General features: G+C 43.8%; 18 protein-coding genes. 7 read left to right on the forward strand and 11 right to left on the reverse strand.

The window, feature by feature from the left end; translation table 11 throughout:
* The first annotated feature begins 136 nt into the window (after positions 1–136).
* Complete coding sequence (locus SB658_RS09945) at positions 137–1012, forward strand: peptidylprolyl isomerase (protein ID WP_072173867.1); 876 nt, start codon at positions 137–139, stop codon at positions 1010–1012.
* A gap of 40 nt (positions 1013–1052) precedes the next feature.
* On the opposite strand, the gene yhaL is transcribed toward SB658_RS09945, so the two are convergent.
* The 4 genes from yhaL to SB658_RS09965 all read right to left on the reverse strand — a co-directional run bounded on the left by yhaL (position 1053) and on the right by SB658_RS09965 (position 6530).
* On the reverse strand, positions 1053–1265 hold the full coding sequence (yhaL, locus tag SB658_RS09950) for a sporulation protein YhaL (protein WP_003233252.1): 213 nt from the start codon (positions 1263–1265) through the stop codon (positions 1053–1055).
* Between the two features lie 124 nt (positions 1266–1389).
* Positions 1390–2334, reverse strand: coding sequence for a 3'-5' exoribonuclease YhaM (yhaM, locus tag SB658_RS09955; RefSeq protein ID WP_003245698.1), 945 nt, complete (start codon positions 2332–2334; stop codon positions 1390–1392).
* A 73-nt stretch (positions 2335–2407) separates the two neighbouring features.
* A complete protein-coding gene (gene sbcE / locus SB658_RS09960; protein ID WP_080351450.1) occupies positions 2408–5299 on the reverse strand; it encodes a DNA repair/recombination ATPase SbcE in 2892 nt (963 codons plus the stop codon).
* A gap of 4 nt (positions 5300–5303) precedes the next feature.
* Entirely contained in the window at positions 5304–6530 is a 1227-nt protein-coding gene (locus SB658_RS09965; RefSeq protein WP_014479332.1) for a metallophosphoesterase family protein, read from the reverse strand.
* 262 nt (positions 6531–6792) lie between these two features.
* Here SB658_RS09965 and SB658_RS09970 point away from each other — a divergent pair, with 262 nt between their 5' ends.
* Entirely contained in the window at positions 6793–7239 is a 447-nt protein-coding gene (locus tag SB658_RS09970; RefSeq protein WP_250634996.1) for a hypothetical protein, read from the forward strand.
* A gap of 158 nt (positions 7240–7397) precedes the next feature.
* Here the strand turns inward: SB658_RS09970 and SB658_RS09975 are convergent, their stop codons facing one another.
* Positions 7398–8657 carry an ABC transporter permease gene (locus SB658_RS09975; RefSeq protein ID WP_144500813.1) on the reverse strand — a complete coding sequence of 420 codons (1260 nt, stop codon included), beginning with the start codon at positions 8655–8657 and terminating at the stop codon, positions 7398–7400.
* On the reverse strand, positions 8650–9546 hold the full coding sequence (locus SB658_RS09980; protein WP_032725309.1) for an ABC transporter ATP-binding protein: 897 nt from the start codon (positions 9544–9546) through the stop codon (positions 8650–8652). The genes SB658_RS09975 and SB658_RS09980 overlap by 8 nt, the downstream gene beginning before the upstream one ends.
* Positions 9547–9672: 126 nt before the next feature.
* Between SB658_RS09980 and SB658_RS09985 the strand changes: the two genes are divergently transcribed.
* The gene (locus SB658_RS09985; protein ID WP_015715596.1) at positions 9673–9858 is read left to right on the forward strand and encodes a YhzD family protein; all 186 of its coding nucleotides are present in this window, start codon (positions 9673–9675) and stop codon (positions 9856–9858) included.
* A gap of 20 nt (positions 9859–9878) precedes the next feature.
* On the opposite strand, the gene SB658_RS09990 is transcribed toward SB658_RS09985, so the two are convergent.
* Entirely contained in the window at positions 9879–10646 is a 768-nt protein-coding gene (locus SB658_RS09990) for an enoyl-CoA hydratase (protein ID WP_032677415.1), read from the reverse strand.
* 165 nt (positions 10647–10811) lie between these two features.
* Between SB658_RS09990 and khtS the strand changes: the two genes are divergently transcribed.
* From khtS to khtU, 3 genes are all read left to right on the forward strand, one after another.
* On the forward strand, positions 10812–11150 hold the full coding sequence (khtS, locus tag SB658_RS09995; protein WP_080010593.1) for a K(+)/H(+) antiporter modulator KhtS: 339 nt from the start codon (positions 10812–10814) through the stop codon (positions 11148–11150).
* A gap of 63 nt (positions 11151–11213) precedes the next feature.
* A complete protein-coding gene (khtT, locus tag SB658_RS10000; protein WP_003233269.1) occupies positions 11214–11711 on the forward strand; it encodes a K(+)/H(+) antiporter subunit KhtT in 498 nt (165 codons plus the stop codon).
* A gap of 6 nt (positions 11712–11717) precedes the next feature.
* Positions 11718–12935 carry a K(+)/H(+) antiporter subunit KhtU gene (gene khtU / locus SB658_RS10005; protein WP_003233272.1) on the forward strand — a complete coding sequence of 406 codons (1218 nt, stop codon included), beginning with the start codon at positions 11718–11720 and terminating at the stop codon, positions 12933–12935.
* Between the two features lie 17 nt (positions 12936–12952).
* Here khtU and SB658_RS10010 read toward each other — a convergent pair whose 3' ends face one another.
* On the reverse strand, positions 12953–14458 hold the full coding sequence (locus tag SB658_RS10010; RefSeq protein WP_032677416.1) for a coproporphyrinogen III oxidase: 1506 nt from the start codon (positions 14456–14458) through the stop codon (positions 12953–12955).
* 111 nt (positions 14459–14569) lie between these two features.
* Positions 14570–15436: a Cof-type HAD-IIB family hydrolase gene (locus tag SB658_RS10015; protein ID WP_003233277.1), complete on the reverse strand. Its 867-nt coding sequence runs from the start codon at positions 15434–15436 to the stop codon at positions 14570–14572.
* 485 nt (positions 15437–15921) lie between these two features.
* Between SB658_RS10015 and SB658_RS10020 the strand changes: the two genes are divergently transcribed.
* Positions 15922–16995, forward strand: coding sequence for a DNA alkylation repair protein (locus tag SB658_RS10020; protein ID WP_003233279.1), 1074 nt, complete (start codon positions 15922–15924; stop codon positions 16993–16995).
* A 43-nt stretch (positions 16996–17038) separates the two neighbouring features.
* On the opposite strand, the gene SB658_RS10025 is transcribed toward SB658_RS10020, so the two are convergent.
* On the reverse strand, positions 17039–17392 hold the full coding sequence (locus SB658_RS10025) for a YlbF/YmcA family competence regulator (protein ID WP_003224239.1): 354 nt from the start codon (positions 17390–17392) through the stop codon (positions 17039–17041).
* A gap of 92 nt (positions 17393–17484) precedes the next feature.
* On the reverse strand, positions 17485–18618 hold the full coding sequence (locus SB658_RS10030) for a DUF445 domain-containing protein (protein ID WP_046160226.1): 1134 nt from the start codon (positions 18616–18618) through the stop codon (positions 17485–17487).
* Between the last annotated feature and the right edge of the window lie 225 nt (positions 18619–18843).

The raw sequence follows: 18843 nt of genomic DNA on the forward strand, positions 1-18843 counted from the left end.
CAATATATAAGTATGTCATCAGCAAAAGTTTGACTAGACGAATGCCCTTTATTTAAAATCTTTTTACAGAAAGCCACAATATGTTATGATACGCATAGGTAATTTAATTTGGAATGATTAGGAGTGTTTGAAAACAATGAAGAAAATCGCAATAGCAGCTATCACTGCTACAAGCATCCTCGCTCTCAGTGCTTGCAGCAGCGGCGACAAAGAAGTCATCGCAAAAACAGACGCAGGCGATGTAACAAAAGGCGAGCTTTACACAAACATGAAGAAAACAGCTGGCGCAAGCGTACTGACACAGCTAGTGCAAGAAAAAGTATTGGACAAGAAGTATAAAGTTTCGGATAAAGAAATTGACAACAAGCTGAAGGAATACAAAACGCAGCTTGGCGATCAATATACTGCCCTCGAAAAGCAATATGGCAAGGATTACCTGAAAGAACAAGTAAAATATGAATTGCTGACACAAAAAGCGGCTAAAGATAACATCAAAGTTACAGATGATGAAATTAAAGAATACTGGGAAGGCTTAAAAGGCCAGATTCGCGCAAGCCACATCCTTGTCGCTGACAAAAAGACAGCTGAGGAAATAGAGAAAAAGCTGAAAAAAGGCGAGAAATTTGATGCTCTTGCGAAGGAATACTCTACAGACACAGGCTCAGCTACAAACGGTGGCGAACTTGGCTGGATTTCAAAAGATAACGAACAACTGGATGCCACATTCAGAAAAGCTGCATTCAAGTTGAAAACAAACGAAGTCAGCGATCCTGTGAAAACACAATTTGGCTACCATATCATCAAAAAGACTGAAGAGCGCGGAAAATATGAAGATATGAAAAAAGAGCTGAAATCTGATGTTCTCGACCAAAAACTTAATGACAACACAGCTGTGCAGGCAGCCGTTCAAAAAGTAATGAAAAAAGCTGACATCGATGTGAAGGATAAAGATTTGAAGGATACATTTAACACTTCTGCTTCTACTAGCAGTTCTTCAAGCAGTTCTAAATAATAAAAAAGCTGTGCAGGCTCATTGAGCCGCACAGCTTTTTTTATGCGATGGAATGGTTTTGATTTTCTTCTTCATGCTGCTGAGAACTGCGGCGTTCTCGTTCCTTTTCCATCCTCTCCATATAAATCTGTCCTTCTTTTTCAATAAAAGCCTGGTCTACTTTTTCTTCCTCTTTGGCTGCCGCCACAAGTTTATATGCGCTGAAAATGATGCCTACAATACAAAGATACACCCACCACGGAAAAAATAACACGGGCTCCTCCCCCTTTGCATAGATTCTTTATTCTTAACCATATGCGGGAATGAGACGAGTTATGTGCGGGAAAGACGCATCAAAAAGGACTGAGCTGAATATGTCAGCATCAGTCCTTTTTACGTTATTTATGAAATGTCGGTTTATAAAAGGAACGGTTTTCCAGTGCAAATACACGTTCAGTATACTCGCCCGGCTTCACGCGTTCAAGCGCTCTGTCCATCATATTCATTTTTGCATCCAGATTGTCTATATAGTGAAGAATTTCCGCTTCTTTCACCATCGGCGGTTTCGGGCTGCCCCATTCTGCTTTGCCATGGTGACTCAAAATCAAATGCTGAAGAATTAACACCTCTTCAGAATCGATTTGAAGCTCCTCAGCCGCTTTTGAAAGCTCTGTCACCATGATTGAAATATGGCCGAGTAAATTGCCTTCAACCGTATATGAAGTGGAAACAGGGCCGGACAGCTCCTTCACTTTTCCAAGATCATGCAGGATAACACCGGCGTAAAGCAGATCACGATCGAGAGACGGATATAAATCTGCTATTGCTTTCGCCAGGTTCAGCATAGAGACAACATGATACGCCAAACCTGAGACAAACTCATGGTGGTTTTTCGTAGCCGCCGGATAATCCATAAACTCAGCTTCGTGTTTTTTAACCAAAAACCTTGTGATTCGCTGGATATTCGGATTTTTCATTTCAAATATATATTGAGTGATGGTATCCATCATTTCATTTTTCGGAATCGGCGCGGTTTCTAAAAAATCATCAATATTGACGTTTTCTTGCTCGCTTACCGGTCTGATATTTCTAAGCTTCAGCTGGGTGCGTCCGCGATAATGATGAACATCGCCGACGACCTTGACAATCGTCTGCGGCGCATAGGTCACTTCATCACTTTGCTTGGCATCCCACAGCTTCGCTTCAATATCGCCTGACTGGTCTTGCAGCATCAGCGTCAGAAACGGTTTTCCATTGCTTGCAATCCCTTTCGTCGAGGATTTAATCAATAGATACTGGTCCACCTGTTCGCCAACCTCATGTAGCATAATCCCTTTAGCCATTCTATTAAAGCTCCCTCCGTATCTTACATAATACCAGTATATCACATACCGATTTTCAGCTATAGAACCTCTTTTATGACACCAAATGGATGATTTGGCTGCTATGAAATGCATCTTTTACGTGCTCATGGCATGTAAAATATAAAATCTGCCTACCGCCTTCAGATAAATCATACAGAACTTGTAATACACGTTTCAGCCTTTCCTGATCAAAATGAACAAAACTGTCGTCAAGCTGGAATGGAAGCTTTGACCCACCCTGGCGCGTAACGGCCAAAGCAAATCGGATCGCTGTATACAGCTGTTCACACGTCCCTTGTGACAGCTCTTCCGCATGATAGACAGTTCCATCGCGATGCATAACCATGATCGAATCATCCGTTTCGGAAAAATAAATGGTTTGGTAGTTTCCGTCAGTCAGAGGGCGGAAGAATTCTCCTGCCGTCTCCAGAAGGCGCGGAAGCTCGATTTTTTTATGCCGCTCCAATTTGTTTCTGATCACCTGTTTGACCATTTGTATCGAGGCCCATTTTTTAGCCGTTTCTTTTACACGTTCTTTTTGCATTTCGGTTTGAAGCTTGAGGTCTGAGACCAATCCCGAAGCCTCTAATTGTTCCTGTTTGACTGAGAGCAGTGCGATTTGGCTGCGGAGCTGCTCGATCTCCTCAGTCAGCCGCTCTTTTCTTTCATTCTCAACAAATTGCTTATCTTTCAATTCAGAAAGCGTATTGGAATCCGCCAGTTCAAGTTCCTCCGGGTACCCGCCTTGAAGCTGTGCGTTTACGTGATGAAGCTTGTTCTCCGTATCCTTCAATTGCCTGCTGATGTCGGCTATGGCAAAAAACGCATCTCTGTCTTTTGCAGCAGCCGCGGCAAATAACTGTTCGATCTGTGCGTGGAAATATTGTATTTCTTGCTCAAGCTCAAGCATCTGTTCCTTTGTATAATGAATATCTGTTTCAATTTCCTTTTTTTGCTTCTCGATTTCTTTTTCACGTTCAATGTTTTTCCGCAATGTGTGAAGGGCGTCCGAAATGGAGATATCCTGACTCTGATTCACGGGAAGAAGCATACTGACGCGTTCTTCGAATGTTCTCCGGTGCTTTTTCAGCCTGCCTGCTTCAATGGTCAGCTCATGCTTTTTTTTCACTTCTTTTTTGACATCCTTCATTAAGCTGTATGCATCAAGCAAAAATGATGGATCTTCCTTAAATCCGAGCTCATTCATAAAACGCTCGACCTGTGTAAAGGACGGGGCCATATCGGCTTCCCACTGTTCAAACTGCTGGATGACCCTTTCATACGCCGCCTCTTTTTGCTGGAGCGCTGCACGCTGTGTGAGAAGGTGCTGCTTATTGCGGTCATCCTCCCATAACGCTTCTCTAAGCATTTCAGCTTCTGCTGGTGAAATATCCGTCATGGGCTGTCTTGTCTCTCGGCTGTTTCGAGAAGACGATTTTCCTGATACAAGCCAATACACAATAAGTGCAGCGCCGAAACTTATGGCGGGAATCCATTGCCTCAGCAGAGAAAAGAGAACGATGAACAACATACCAGCTGCAATGACAGTCTTTTTCTGTTTAGCCTGCTGTCTTTCAAAAAACGTTAGCTGTTCTCTGAGCTTCGCTTGCTCTTGGTGCTGCCCCTGTGTTTCATCATATGCTCTAAGAGCAGCTTCTTTATCTTTTCTTTGGCTATCTTCAAGAATCGCGGACGAAGCGGCACGAACGGCCTTTTCCGTGTCTTCCAGCTCTTGCCGGGCAAGTTCAAATGTCTCGTCAAGTTGCCGTTTTCTGTCTCTTGCCTGTACATATTGCTGCACCGCTTGCTGAAGCTGCCATTCATAATCATATGAGGTGTTCATATTCAGGAGCTCATTTTCATCCGTTTTATTGAGCTGTTCCAGCCCTGCCGCTGTCTGCGCAGACGTCTGGCGCAGCTGTGCCTGAATGGCTGCCAGCTGTTCTCCCCAGGATTGGTACATATGAAACGCTGCCGAAAGCTCTTGTATCAGCGTTTCTTTCGCCAATAGTTCTTTATCGGGGATAAGCTTTTGCCTCTGTTTGTCCAACTCCGCCATCTTCACCCGAAGCGCCTCAAGCTGTGCTGATTTCGGGTGAAGATGGGATTCATATTTTTCCAGCTGATGCAGGCCGTCAGCAGGAAATTGTCCTACATGTTCCGGAAATTCTGCAATCACCTGTTCGAGTGTCGCTTTTTCATTTAGCAATGGTTTTCGCTCAATCGCTCCCTCAATCATTCGGATATGTCCCGCCGTCTCTTTCAATTCGGTTTCCGCGGCTGCAAGGCGGGCTTCAAGCATTCGTTTTTCCCCGAGAAGCTGATGATAGCCCGCTTCCTCTGCTTCAGCCTGTTTTAGCTTCACTGCCAGCTGCTTAAGCGTTTCCAGCTCCTGATTCAATTGAGGGTTTCGCCCATTTGGTTTATAGAGCCTTTCGCTTTCCTTCGTCAGCCTTGAATCAAGCTTTGATACGGCTTCAGCACCAAACAAGCTGGAAAAGAGCAAAAATTCCCCTATCTTGTCCCGATTAAAGGCGTGAATTTCCTGCAGCCCGAATACGTCGAACGAATATATGGCTTTGTACAACGACCTGTCTGTGCCCTGGAACAGCTGCTTTAAAACATCTCCCTGCTTTACTTCGCCCTTTTCTGTGTACACGCTTAGTTTTTCGGCAGTCCCTTTCGTCCGTTCGATCTTCAGCACCCCATACTCAGGATGTTCAGCTTCAAGAACACCGCCGTAGACACCGCCTGTTTTCGGTTCATATTTTTTCGTTTTCGGAAAACCGAACAGCATGCTTTCAATGAATGACATCATCGTCGTTTTTCCTGCCTCATTTAATCCGTAGATGACTTGGACAGGAGAGGCGGAAAAGTGAAAGGTTCGATTGGAAAATTTTCCGTATTGGTAGATATGTAAAGATATAATTCGCAAAGCTGTCACCGCCTCATGTATCAAGCACCTTAAGCTGTCTTTTCAATAATATCTGTGCCTGCTCTTTTATTTCCTTTACCTCCTCTTGGCTAAACCGGTCCGCGTGCCTTCTATACACTGGATGCCGCTCAAGCCCTTCCAGCACGTCTGACAGATCGCTGCGATCAATGTCTTCAAATAAACCGCCAAAAAAAGGATCAAGGTTTGTTAGGTTTGCTTCGTTTTCTGTCTCATCGTCCAATCTAAGAGGCCAAACGAAATGTTCCTCTTCCGCTTCTTGTTCCTGAAGAGCTTCAAGAAACTCATCCAAGGTGCCTTTTGGCGCCTCCAGCAGCCATTCCGGCGCCGTCCCTTGTAAAACAAGCCTTACACAAACAGGGCTCCCCTTTTTCCGCAGCTTCGAAAACGTGTCCTCCACCATTTGGAAGAGGGCTGTCATATTCTTTGCCTCCGTCACATCAACCGCCGCTTTTTCCCACAGGACATCATGCGCTCTCTGAAATTCATAAGATATATCTCCGTTTGTCACATGAACGAGATAATAACCTTTATCTCCCGTCTCCTTTATATGGCGTGCTTGCGTGTTTCCCGGGTAAATGACTGCCGGATGCTCGGCAGATAGAACCTGGCGTTTATGTATATGGCCAAGCGCCCAATAATCCATCCCGCTTTTCACGAGGTCGTCATGTGTAAACGGGCAATACGGATCGTGTCCTTCAGATCCTGACAGCGTGCCGTGGAGCATGCCGATATGAAACGGTGCGTCAGTTGATCTCCGATAGCGGGCGGCTTGGTTTTCCGTCACTGCTCTTGCTTGATAGCTGAAACCGTAAATGCTTGCTATGCGCCTGCCTTCTTTAAAAAACGATTTTTCTTCTGGAACAGCGGACGAAAAAATATGGACATTCTCAGGCCATTCAATCGGCGTCCACTCCCCGCCAAGATGATCGTGATTCCCAAAGATGACGTATACCGAAATCCCGCACTCTCTGAGTCTTTCAAACTGTTTTTTCAAAAAGAGCTGAGCCTTTAAGCTTCGATTGGCTTCATCAAACAGATCTCCCGCCAGCAAAATGAAATCAACGTGCTCTCTCACTGCGGCGTCTATCATATGTCTCACGCTTGCAAACGTGCTTTCTTTAATCCGGGCAAAAATCGGCTCCGGCAGATGCGATATCCCGTAAAACGGGCTGTCAAGATGAAGATCTGCCGCATGAATAAAGGTTAGATCAGTCAACATTCTGCTCCTTCCCAGGATGAAGTACCCTTATTTTAGCACCGAATTCTTGCGAATGCACGTTCTGTCAAAAAAAGTGAGAACGATTACTAATCTAATAAATCAACCTTAGGATAGAAATATTTTCTAAAAATATACACAATTTAGTTGTAATTATTTTCCCTAATATATTACAATGTGGAAATGAGAGAGGTGATATCTAGGAATCATATATTATTAAAATCACGGTTAATATGGACTCATTTAAATATTCGGAGGGGATATAATGAAGAAAACAATCATGAAAGGACTCTTCCTTTCAGCAACTTTAATGTTAATCCATACGCCTTTTACTCAAAAAGTACATGCTTCACAAGTACATAGTAAAGAATTGGCTACAGCTTTGTATAAGCAAGATGGACTTACTTCTACGTATAACTCTAAAACGAATGTGACAAAACCAGTAAAAGAATGCATAAAATTAATTCTTGAACATAAAGGGCAATTCTTCGACGTCGTAGAGAAATATGCTGGAAAGAAAATAAGGACTACGATTGAAACTGAATTTAATCAGCACATTGAACCAGTTTTAAAAAAATTATTAGGCTATACTATACTTACCTGGGATACTGTAAATAGCAAAGTTTATTCATCTCTAAGAGATGCTGGATATTCAGAAAACTCTGCAAAAACTCTTGCTTACTTCACAACTCTCGCTATGAAAAACTTTTAATATTAACTTTTAGAACTTTATGCATGAAGGTTTACAGTTTAGAAAAAAACAATCTAACTTGCTATACTATTAAAGAGCAGAGATCTTTTCCCCCTGCTCTTTTTATATTGATTCGAAGGTTTTATTTAAAAATCATCTTTCTAATCTAATATTTAAAATCAGTTTTTCGCTAAACGTAGCGCTTGTTTGATCGCTTTGAACGCGCTTGAATTGCCGTAAATTAATACACCGCCTTTATAAATTCTGGCGCCGATAACTGCTAGTATGACAATGGTGAGCAGTGTGATTCCGATTCCGACAGCCGCCTGCCAGAACGGAATATCAAGCATGCCGACGCGCAGGAACATAATCATTGGCGTAAAGAACGGAATAAACGAAGTTACCGTAATAAATCCTGCGTCAGGCGCATTCAAACCGAACATCGCGATCATAAAACCGGCGACAACCAAAAGCGTCATCGGCGTGATCGTTTGCTGTACATCCTCTATTCTGCTGACGACACTGCCGAGAAACGCGGCAAGTGTCGCGTACAAAAAGTATCCGAGCAAAAAGAAAATGACAGCATAGATGACAGTGGTTGCAGATACGTCGGTCAAATTAAGGAATTCGCCGACAGATGAAGCCGTTTCGCTCTTTTCGTTCAGCTTAAGCGACAGAGAGCCGGCTCCTATAATAATAGCAAGCTGTGTGATCCCGACAAGCCCGATACCAAGCAGCTTTGCAAACATTTGCTGGATCGGCGGCATGCTTGAGATCAGGATTTCCATAACTCGCGAAGATTTTTCGGTTGCGACCTCCATCGCTATCATGCTGGCATACATAATCACCGAAAAATAAATGACGAACAGCATAATGTAAACAAGCCCTACTGTCTGGCCAAGCTCTTCCTCAGACTTCGCCCCTTCTTTCAGCGCCTTCTGCCCCACAGTAACGGGCGCATAAAGGCTGCTGATCGTTTCCTGCGATACGCCGAGCTCCGCTGTTCCGACAGCTGTTTTGGTTTGCGTCAGCGCCTGCTGCAGCGTTTGATACGTGCTTTCATCAGAAATCGTTAACGCTTTATATGTTCCTGAAATGGTCCCTTTTTCATCTCGTTTGATGATGAGCATGCCATCGAGTGATTCATCTTTGACTTGCTTTGTGACCTCATCCTCCGATTGCTTCGACAGCTTCACATCAAGATCGCCGTCTGTATCCACCGCTTTCAGCTGCTTAGAAAAAACCGGATATAATTCGTTTGTTTCATCAAAAACGGCGATTTTTTCTTTCGCATCGTCACCTTGAAACAAAGAAATGATCGACTCCAGATTCGTTACAACTAAAACAAGCAGCACCGTGATGACAGTCGAAATAATAAAGGATTTTGCCATAATCTTATTTTTGTATGTATGAGAAAGCATGATCCAAAATTTATTCATAGACGGCCCCCACCTTTTCTATAAAAATATCATGCAGTGACGGCTCTTCAAGCTCAAACTTTCTGATAAACCCTTTTCCCTGTAGCATCGCAAAAATCTCTTGAGAAATGTCTTCATTGGCAATCTGCAGCTTGACGCCGTCGGCCGTCTCCTTCCATTGTAGAATGCCTTCATGAGACTGCAAAAAGCTTAGATCGTCATCGGAGTGAATGGTGACGTTCTTTTTGCCAAAGGAGCGCTTGATCTCCTTCAGCTTGCCTTGCACGACCGGTCTTCCTTTCTGCAATATGCAAAGGTTCTCACAAAGCTCCTCCACATGTTCCATCCGGTGGCTTGAAAATAAAATAGAAACGCCGCTGTTTTTCAGCGAGATCACAGCCTCTTTTAGCAGCTCAACATTGACAGGGTCCAGGCCGCTGAAAGGTTCATCGAGAATAAGCAGCTCCGGCTTATGCAAAACTGCCGAAATGAATTGGATTTTTTGCTGATTCCCCTTTGAAAGCTCTTCCACCTTCTTATTCTCGTAATCTGTAATATTGAAGCGTTCAAGCCATGTCCCGAGCTCTTTTACAGCCTCCCGCTTCTCCATCCCTTTTAATCTGGCGAGATAGACAAGCTGATCCTTTACCTTCATTTTCGGATAAAGGCCCCGCTCTTCCGGCAAATAACCGATTTTGTTGCTGATATGATAATTCACAGGTCGGCCCTTCCAGCTGATTGAGCCCTCCGTAATGCTTAATAATCCTAGGATCATGCGAAACGTCGTCGTTTTTCCCGCTCCATTTGCGCCTAACAGACCGAACATTTGCTGTTCCGGAATATCTAAGTCCAATCCGTCAACGGCTTTATAATCTCCAAATGTCTTCGTTACGTGATCAATTGTAAGCACTGAATCTCCTCCTTCCCTGACCCATTATATACTAATTTTGGATAAAGCATAATAAAGGATTTTGATTTCCTTTTTAGAATATAAATGAAGAAAGACTGATAAACCTTAAAATGGAGGAGAAACCTGATGGCTGATTATTTCCTTACCGTATTTGATCCTTCGGGGAACACGCTGGTAAACGAGCGATTCGAGGCAGAACATGAAGAAGCGGCAAAAACGCATGGTGAAGCCCTCTTAAAAGAAAAAGAGCTTCATAGTCATACTCATCGTTTAGTCAATGCAGCCGGAAAGCTGATTTTGTTTCACAGATGATCAGCTTTCCGGCTGATCTGTTACGCTTGAAACTTCGGCTCCCGTTTTTCTAAAAAGGCACGGATTCCTTCTTGGTGATCCTTGGTCCTTCTCATTCTCTCTTGGGCGCTGCGCTCAAGGGATAGCACTTTTTTCAGTTCTTCAATCTGGAGGCTTTGAAAAATAGCTTTCGTTTCGATCATCGCCAAAAGAGGGGAGGCCAACAGGGTTTCGATAATGGGTCTTGCGCCTTCGGCAGGGTCTCCGGCAAATGTCCCATCAAGAAGCCCCATATCGGCAGCTTCTGAGGCAGATAGTTTTTTTCCGCTCCAAATCAGTTTTTTCGCTTTTGCTTCACCGATTCTTTTCTTCAGCAAATAATGTCCTCCGCCATCCGGAACAAGCCCAATGCCGATAAAATTCATCGCGAGGACGGCGTTTTTTTCAGCGAGCACAATGTCCGCACAAAGCGCCAAACTCAGGCCCAGTCCCGCAGCAGCGCCATGAATGGCTGCAATTGTCACTTTCTTCATCTGATATAAATTCAGGGTGAGAGCCTCAATCGTATCCATCAGCCGTTTAAATTGGTTAGGGTCATGCTCTGATGTCATCATCTTGATATCACCGCCGGCCGAAAAGCCTTTTCCGCTTCCTCTCAGGAGAACGATGAGCGCCTCGCTTGCAGCCGCCATTTCGACTGCCTCCTTCAATTCAGACAGCATCTGTTCATTCAGGGCGTGATGGGCATCAGGCCGATTCAGGATAATCTCTGCAACAGCCCCATTACATGCATATTGAACAAACTCCATATAAAGCACCTCAATGTATGCGCTTACTTTTTTTCTTTCTCCTATACATTCCCCGCCATCCTCAAATAAACCTTTTTATTTTTCAAGGTCAATAGATACTGAAAAATGCATATTGTTTGAATGGAAACATAAAGTTTTATATAGTGAAAAAGAAGGGATATCTTGATGAGAAGGGAGGAAAGGAACATGGATAAATTGCTGATCGGTTTTCTGTTAAGTTTATTTATGGTGTACTTTCCCCCTTCGGACGTGGTTCTGCCTTCCCAGTTTGAAGCAAGCACTGACAGCTATGTGCCTATGACTTCATATCCGCAGGAAACACAATCGGCAAAAACGCCGTCGCCGGGCAGCATGCACCCGGATGAGCTGATCAAAGAGTACAGCCCGCTGGCGCAGTCTGTCAGGCAGCTCTCTGTCAAACCACTTGACGAACCGCTAATAAACAGGCTGGAAAAGGCTTTGGCCGTCCCTGTCAAATACCAGTCTAATTACCTCCGAATATAATTTGCTCAAGTTTTATTTGTTACTCACCCCATACTGCCAACACTACATTCGGAGGGATTTTCATTGAATATTAAAGAAAACGATCTGCCGGGCATCGGCAAAAAGTTTGAAATCGAAACAAGAAGCCACGAAAAAATGACGATTATCATTCATGATGACGGAAGAAGGGAAATTTACCGGTTTAATGACCGGGACCCGGATGAGCTTCTTTCAAATATTTCATTGGATGATTCTGAAGCAAGGCAAATTGCAGCTATTCTCGGGGGCATGGTCTATAAACCGCAAGCTCTGGAGTCCATCGAAATGGCCTTCAGCGATCTTATTATTGAATGGTTTAAGGTCGAAAAAGGCGCCAAATCGATCGGGCGCACACTCGGAGAGCTTGATGTTCGCCAGAATTACGATGTCACTGTGATTGCCATTATCAAACACAACCAGGAAAAGCTCCTAAATCCCGGAGCCGATTCGATTATTGAAGAAAATGACACCCTTGTCCTCTCAGGTGAGAGAAAGCATCTGAAGAAACTGATTCACGATTTTCTTTCTGGAGAGGGCGTGTGAGCCCCGATGGACCATCTTGTATTTGAAGTCGGAACTGCACTTGTGCTTGTGGCAATCGCCAGTGTGATCGCCAATAAAATTAAATTTTCGATTATTCCGTTTCTGATTGTGCTGGGGATGCTTGTTGGACCGCACGCGCCGAAAATGGGGATTATTGATCTAACATTTATTCAAAGCAGTGAAATCATCGAGTTTTTCGGGCGAATGGGCGTACTGTTCCTCCTCTTCTATCTCGGACTCGAATTCTCTGTCGGGAAGTTAATCAAATCAGGAAAATCAATCGCGGTCGGCGGGACGATTTATATTTTGATTAACTTCAGCCTCGGACTGCTTTACGGGTTTATCACTGGATTTTCCTTTCTGGAAGTCCTCATCCTCGCAGGAGTCATCACAATCTCGTCAAGTGCGATTGTCGCAAAAGTGCTCGTTGATTTAAAAAGAACCGCCAACCCGGAAACCGAATTGATTCTCGGCATCATCATGTTTGAAGATATTTTCCTTGCCGTATATCTGTCCGTTGTTTCCGGCCTTATACTAGGTGATGCGACATCCGTAGGGAGTGCACTCTTGTCCATTTTGATCGCCTTCGGTTATATGCTGCTGTTTTTTATCGCAGCAAGAAAACTCCCGCCGCTGTTGAACAAACTGTTGGACATTCGCTCAAACGAAGTGTTTATTATCGTCATTTTCGCAGCGCTCTTTTTTATCGCCGGGTTTTCCGAGACGATTCATGTAGCAGAAGCAATCGGCGCGCTGCTGCTCGGTTTGGTCTTTTCAGAAACAGAGCATTCCGATAGGATTGAACACCTCGTTGTTCCGTTTCGCGACTTCTTCGGTGCGATGTTCTTTTTCAGCTTCGGCCTCAGTATCGATCCGTTTTCGCTTGGTGAAGCGGTTTGGCTTGCGTTGGGTGCAGTGATTTTGACCATTCTGGGAAATTTTATCGCCGGAATGGTGGCAGGACGACGCGCAGGGCTTTCTCATAAGGCTTCATCGAATATCGGGCTGACGATCGTATCGCGGGGAGAATTTTCGATTATCGTTGCGAATCTCGGAATAGCCGGCGGACTGTCGGCCACATTAAAGCCGTTTGCCGCATTATATGTCCTCATTCTGGCGATTTTGGGACCGCTTGTCACAAAGGAATCAAAACGAATTTACCGCTTGCTGAACAAGGTATTTAAATGGAAGCCTGAGGTTCAGCCCGCAAAAAAACAGGGATAAAAAAAGCAGCACTGTAATCAGTGCTGCTTTGTCGTTTTTTCAAAAATCTGCTCTAAATATTTGATTTTTTCGTCCGTGTAGTGCTCGAAGCGGTCATTGTACGATTTCGGATCTTTCGGATTCGCAAAATGCGTAATTTTCCCTGTATCCCGATCAATAAATTTACTAGCAGCGCCGCAGCCGATGCCAATAATCGTCTGCACCTCTTCCATAATCATAATGTTGTAGATGCTTTCTTGTCCCGGCAAAGAGTATCCGACGTTTTCAAGGTTTCCAAGAATGTTTTTCTGGCGGTATAAATAATAAGGCACGTACCCATGCTCTTTCGTCCAGGCTACCGCGTCTTCCATCATTTGAGAAACCTCTTCCCTGCCGGCAACTTTGTACTTATGTTTGTTTCTCGTCATTTCTGACGCCCGTTTAAATGAAAGAGTATGAACGGTAAGGGATTCCGGCATCAGTTTTTCTGTTTCTGAAAGACTGTGCCTGAACTCCTTCACGCCTTCCCCAGGCAAACCAATAATCAAGTCCATGTTGATATTATTCATGCCATGCTGGCGTGACAGATGATATTTCTCAATGGTCTCTTCAACCGTATGGTGCCGCCCGATCGCCTTTAGCGTTTCGTTTTCATAGGATTGCGGATTGATGCTGATCCGATCAATGTCATATTTGTTTAAAACGGCGAGTTTTTCTTCTGTAATCGTATCAGGACGACCGGCCTCCACCGTAATCTCACGAATGTTTTTCACATCCGGGAAGGAGCGGACCATTTCTTCATACAGCAGATCCATCTCCTCCGCTGTAATGCTTGTCGGCGTCCCGCCGCCAAAGTAAATGGTTGTAACCTTAACATCATGCTCCTTCAGCCATTCACCGATCTTCTGCATTTCGTAATGCAGTCCCCATAGGAATGAGCCGACTCTGCCTGCCTGTCCCTGGATGGCATACGCAGGGAATGTGCAATACGCGCATTTTGTCGGGCAGAACGGAATGCCGATATAAATGCTGACTTCATCCTTTACTCGGTACAAATCCGGCACTGCCGCCAGCTGACGGTCAACAATTTCCTGCATTAGCATGATTTTTTCATCATGAATTAAATAGTCTTTTTTCAACTCAGCATGCGCTTGCTCCTTGGACATTCCGCTTTGCAGTTTTTTATGAAGCAGCTTTGTGGGCCGGATTCCTGTGAGGATTCCCCACTTCTGCGTAATGCCCGTATGCGCCTGAAGAAGATTGAGATACACATAAGAAATTGTGTTTTTCACTTGCTTAAAAGCTTCTTTTTCATTCATGCCGGGAGAAAAGAATTTTGTATGCTGTTCCTTTATGCCAGTACCCTTCACTTCTCCCGAAACCGTCACATGCTCATCCGTTTGTGACAACGCTAAAGAAATGACAAAATCTGCGGGCTCCTCTCCGCCATACGCAAGCTCGCACTCTTCATAAAACAAATTTGCAATATTTTGCAGAGGCCGATGCAGGCGGTCATCATGTATGCCTTCTATTTTAATTTGCAACTTCATCACCTAATTTATCAGATTCAAAACTTTCTTTAGTGTACAGAAATAAACTGCTAAAATCAATCCGGCAAAAAAGCCGCCGCACCTGTCAGGGCGCGAGCGGCTTTTTTACACACGTTTCATGTGGAACTTATCAAGAAATCCTTTTCGCTGCTGCATTCGGAAATATTCCTTCATCATATAAGCGACACCTTGCTCGTCATTGGACCTTGTAACCCAATCTGCCTTTCTCTTAATTTCCGGAACGGCATTCCCCATCGCTACCCCAAGACCGGCAAGTTCGATCATCGGCAGATCGTCATACTGATGCCCAATGGCCACGACATCATCCATACTCAGGCCCAGCTCTGAAGCGACGAGGGCCAAACCCGCTTCCTTCGAGACACCTTTCGGGACGATATTCAGCTTCTCATCGTTTACGCGAATCACGTCCACCGCAGGGAAGGCTTTTGTAATCGTTTCTGTAATGTCATGCTGAATGTCGTGCTCCGTGTACACCTCGATGACGGGTGCACTCACCGGCTCATCCATGAGGAGATCGCTTAATGATTCAACGAACTGGACTGGATAAAAGATCGGGTCAGACGGATGAATGAGTGCTTTCCCCAATAAATTCGAATTCACCTTTTTCTTGTTTCCGATGGAATACTTTTCGTGAAGAAGCCGAATATTACATTGATAGCTCTCCAGCACTTGAACAATGTTAAAGGTATGATCATCAGAAATTCTTTTTTCAAAAAACGGGGCGTCAATTTTCTCAGCGATATATGCCCCGCTATGGGTGATCAGCTTGGCATCAAGCTTTAGCGATTTCGCTATTTTCTGTGCTGAGCGAAAATGACGGTTGGTCACAAGTGTGACGTAAATCCCTTTTTTCTTTACATATTCAATCGCGTCTTTCGTTGCCTGATGAATCTTCCCGTTCGACCGAAGCAGCGCTCCATCTATATTTAAGGCAAGCAATTGTTTTGACACAGAGATGTCCCCCTCCTTGATGACTGTACTTGTGTATAGGATATGACCCTGTCTCTGTGTTTAGAACAACCTTTTCTTAAAGCAAAAAAAGCCTGGCTCAGCAGACTTTATGTATGGCTTGTTGATAGGATACGATCGAAGCAGCCATTCTCCCTAATATCGTTATTTCGATTTACGAAAAATCATGTATCAGGAACCCCTTGTTTGACCAATGATGCGCTCCGAACACTTACTCTCTGTTGCTTATCCCCTCTATATAACGGCATGATATGCGACCGTATCCATTTGAAATAGGTAAGTGTAGGCGCTTTCAATGTTATTATCTCAGTTTTCCTTTCCGATGACAAGGGTTTTTTTAACTAAAAAAAGTAACCAACTTTTGTATATCCGTGGTAGGATCAGTTGTTAATTTTTAGGACTATACACTTGATCCAGAACGTACATTCCCATACAATATAAATAATAAACGAAAAAGCGGTGTTTATATGGCTGATTTAAAAGAAATATATAATGAAGAACTGATATCTCAGTTGATCCATCATGTAAGGTCATCCTATCCTGATTTTAACAAAAACAGATTCTTGGGTACATTACGGCTGGAGGACTGGCCTGAACTCACTTTAAAAGAGCGGATGCGCCGCGTGACAGTTTCTTTATACGAAACTTTGCCAAAACAATACGTTGAAGCGCTCACAATTTTACGGGATACAGCCCCTCATTTTAAAGGACTCAGCGGAATTTTATTTCCAGATTATGTGGAACAGTACGGGTTAGCGCATTGGGAAGAATCAATAAAGGCATTGGAATACTTTACGCAATATTCGACCTCAGAATTTGCTGTAAGGCCTTTTTTGCTGTTAGATCAAGAAAAGATGATTGCACAATTGCTTGCATGGTCTGAGCATAAAAATGAACACGTGAGAAGACTTGCGAGCGAAGGCAGCAGGCCCCGCCTGCCATGGGGAAAATCGATACCGGCTTTGAAATCGGACCCTTCCCCCGTATTGCCGATCCTTGAGAAGCTGATGCAGGACGAGTCCTTATATGTAAGGAAAAGCGTGGCCAACAACCTTAATGATATATCAAAAACGCATCCTCATTTACTGAGAAAAGTCGCAGATCAATGGTACGGAACACATCCCCATACAGACTGGATTATCAAACACGCCTATCGGACCTTATTAAAAAAGGGTGATAAACAGGCCTTAGCGCTTTTTGGTTATGAAAATGCTGATTCGATACAACTACATGATTTAACATGCCAGCCCAAACGTATAGTTATTGGCGAAAGCCTTGAATTTTCTTTCTATATTCATTCAGACAGGGATCAAAAAGTAAGAATTGAGTACGCAATTGATTTTGTAAAAGCAAGAGGCCAGCGTCATCAGAAAGTATTTAAAATAACAGAAACAAATATACGAAAAAACGAAACGAAGTCATACACAAGAATCCAATCCTTTAAGGATTTAACCACCAGAAAGCATTACAAAGGAATTCATACATTATCAGTCATCATCAATGGAGAGGTAAAAGATTCATTGGATTTCCAAGTTTGCTGAATGAATAAAAAATCCCTTCTTATCCAAGAAGGGATTTTGCTGATTAGCCTTCAACACTGCCGTAAAGCTCTTCTAAAGGCTTCATAATGATTTTGTTCAATTCACCAATCAGCATGCTCATGCGCTGCTCCGCTTCCATCAGCTGAGAAATTTTTTCGTGCTGCTGTACAAGCGCAACTGTTTTTTGAGCCTGCGTCACTTCTTCTTGTGTAATCTCTTCTCCTGCCATTTGTTTTTGCTGGAGTCTAAGCTGTACATCACGGAAGTTTTCGAACATGCGCTTCGCTGATTCATCTGCGTTAACTTCGTCGTAAAGGTTTTTTAAACGGGTGAACTCTTCGCTCCCGCGTAATGCATTTTCCAGATCATACGCTACATCATAAAAATTAACAGCCATTGTAAATAGCTCCTTTCATCATTGCCGTTTGACATACCACTCCACTATAACAGACTATGGAGATCCTTTCATTAATCAAAACCCATTTCTTCTTAAAAAAGGATGACAAACAGTGCTTGAATCGCGCCTATAATTCCGCCGAGAAGGCCCCCCAAATAGGTAATCATTTTAAATTCTTTTTTTGAAATGGACAGCACCATTTCTTCAAGACGCTCCACCGGGAACTGATCCACCTGCTCCTTGACGATTTCCTCAAGACGCAACCGTTTTAAGACACTTTCAAGGTTGGACGAAATCCCTTCAAGCAATTTGTCTAACAGTGCCGGCAGCATTTGCTGGGTCAGCTCAGATTCATAGCGGACGGTAAGCGTGCCAATCGTATTGTTGAAGAAAGGGGCAGTCGAAAATACTTGCAGCATTCTTCGTTTCAAACTGAAAATGAGCGCCTTTGCATTCCATTTTTCGTCTGCTTCATTAAACGTATACTCCCTCAGCTTGCCCCATTCGTTTTTTAAGAGATCAGAAAGCAATTTATTTGTTTCCTCATTCCGCAAGAATTTCAGCAGCTCCGGCAGCACGCGATCCGCAAGGCTTGAATTGCCAAGAAACATTTGCACCATGCTTCCAAGCATGCCGCGCTCTTTTAAAAAGTCATCAATCATATTGCCAAGACGGATTTTTCCTTCATCACTTTCAAAATAACGGACACTCCGTGACAATATATATCCTGAAATCATCGGAATTTTTTCCTCAAGCTTTTCCTGCACCTCTATAGGCACCAGCTCTTTTAACGATTGGTCCCCGTATTGGCGGAAAAGCTCATTCAGCTTATCATCGGTCCAGCTGCTGATCCATGCATCAGCAGCTTTTTCGGGGCGCTTCATCCCGGCTTTTTCAAGCGCTTCTTTTACTGTCACTTCAGAAAGTGACAGCTTTTGAATCAGCTGTTCCCCCACTCGAAGAGCCTGCGTTTTGGCTGCATCAGAGACGAGCCGCTTTTTAATGCCTTCAGGGGTTAAGAGATGATTGACTACCATCAGTCCCATTTGTTTTGCAAGTTCATCTCGCCGTCTTGGAATCAGCCCGGGCGTAAAAGGAACTCGCTTCCCAAACAAATAGTACGCTTTATACGGCCTAAACAGCATTTGAATTGCTAAATGATTGGTCACCGCTCCAATGGCAGCGCCGATCACGATCATAAAAATAAAGGTTCCTGCAATACCCATTCCTATTCATCTTCCTCCATCTGTGCTTCAGCTTTTTTCATATAGATTATGTACCTATACGTATTATAGAGGCTCATGCAATCACTTAGCAAACGAGGAGACAAATTCCTGTTCTTAGAAAATCAGCTTGTTCTTTTGGAATAGGGCAAGGTGAAGAATCGTATTCTGTAAAGTAGAATACCGTCAGCTGCGTTCGTCTTACATGTATTTAGTGTAAAGCTGCGG

It is taken from the genome of Bacillus sp. SIMBA_008 (genome assembly GCF_046535495.1).
Taxonomy (GTDB): domain Bacteria; phylum Bacillota; class Bacilli; order Bacillales; family Bacillaceae; genus Bacillus; species Bacillus subtilis.

What these genes read in the sequence shown, in the direction of transcription:
- SB658_RS09945 (WP_072173867.1), top strand. Translation starts at nt 137, where the DNA reads ATGAAGAAAATCGCAATAGCAGCTATCACTGCTACAAGCATCCTCGCT.
- yhaM (WP_003245698.1), bottom strand. Translation starts at nt 2,334, where the DNA reads ATGGCTAAAGGGATTATGCTACATGAGGTTGGCGAACAGGTGGACCAG.
- SB658_RS09965 (WP_014479332.1), bottom strand. Translation starts at nt 6,530, where the DNA reads ATGTTGACTGATCTAACCTTTATTCATGCGGCAGATCTTCATCTTGAC.
- SB658_RS09970 (WP_250634996.1), top strand. Translation starts at nt 6,793, where the DNA reads ATGAAGAAAACAATCATGAAAGGACTCTTCCTTTCAGCAACTTTAATG.
- SB658_RS09975 (WP_144500813.1), bottom strand. Translation starts at nt 8,657, where the DNA reads ATGAATAAATTTTGGATCATGCTTTCTCATACATACAAAAATAAGATT.
- SB658_RS09985 (WP_015715596.1), top strand. Translation starts at nt 9,673, where the DNA reads ATGGCTGATTATTTCCTTACCGTATTTGATCCTTCGGGGAACACGCTG.
- SB658_RS09990 (WP_032677415.1), bottom strand. Translation starts at nt 10,646, where the DNA reads ATGGAGTTTGTTCAATATGCATGTAATGGGGCTGTTGCAGAGATTATC.
- khtS (WP_080010593.1), top strand. Translation starts at nt 10,812, where the DNA reads ATGAGAAGGGAGGAAAGGAACATGGATAAATTGCTGATCGGTTTTCTG.
- khtU (WP_003233272.1), top strand. Translation starts at nt 11,718, where the DNA reads ATGGACCATCTTGTATTTGAAGTCGGAACTGCACTTGTGCTTGTGGCA.
- SB658_RS10020 (WP_003233279.1), top strand. Translation starts at nt 15,922, where the DNA reads ATGGCTGATTTAAAAGAAATATATAATGAAGAACTGATATCTCAGTTG.
- SB658_RS10025 (WP_003224239.1), bottom strand. Translation starts at nt 17,392, where the DNA reads ATGGCTGTTAATTTTTATGATGTAGCGTATGATCTGGAAAATGCATTA.
- SB658_RS10030 (WP_046160226.1), bottom strand. Translation starts at nt 18,618, where the DNA reads ATGGGTATTGCAGGAACCTTTATTTTTATGATCGTGATCGGCGCTGCC.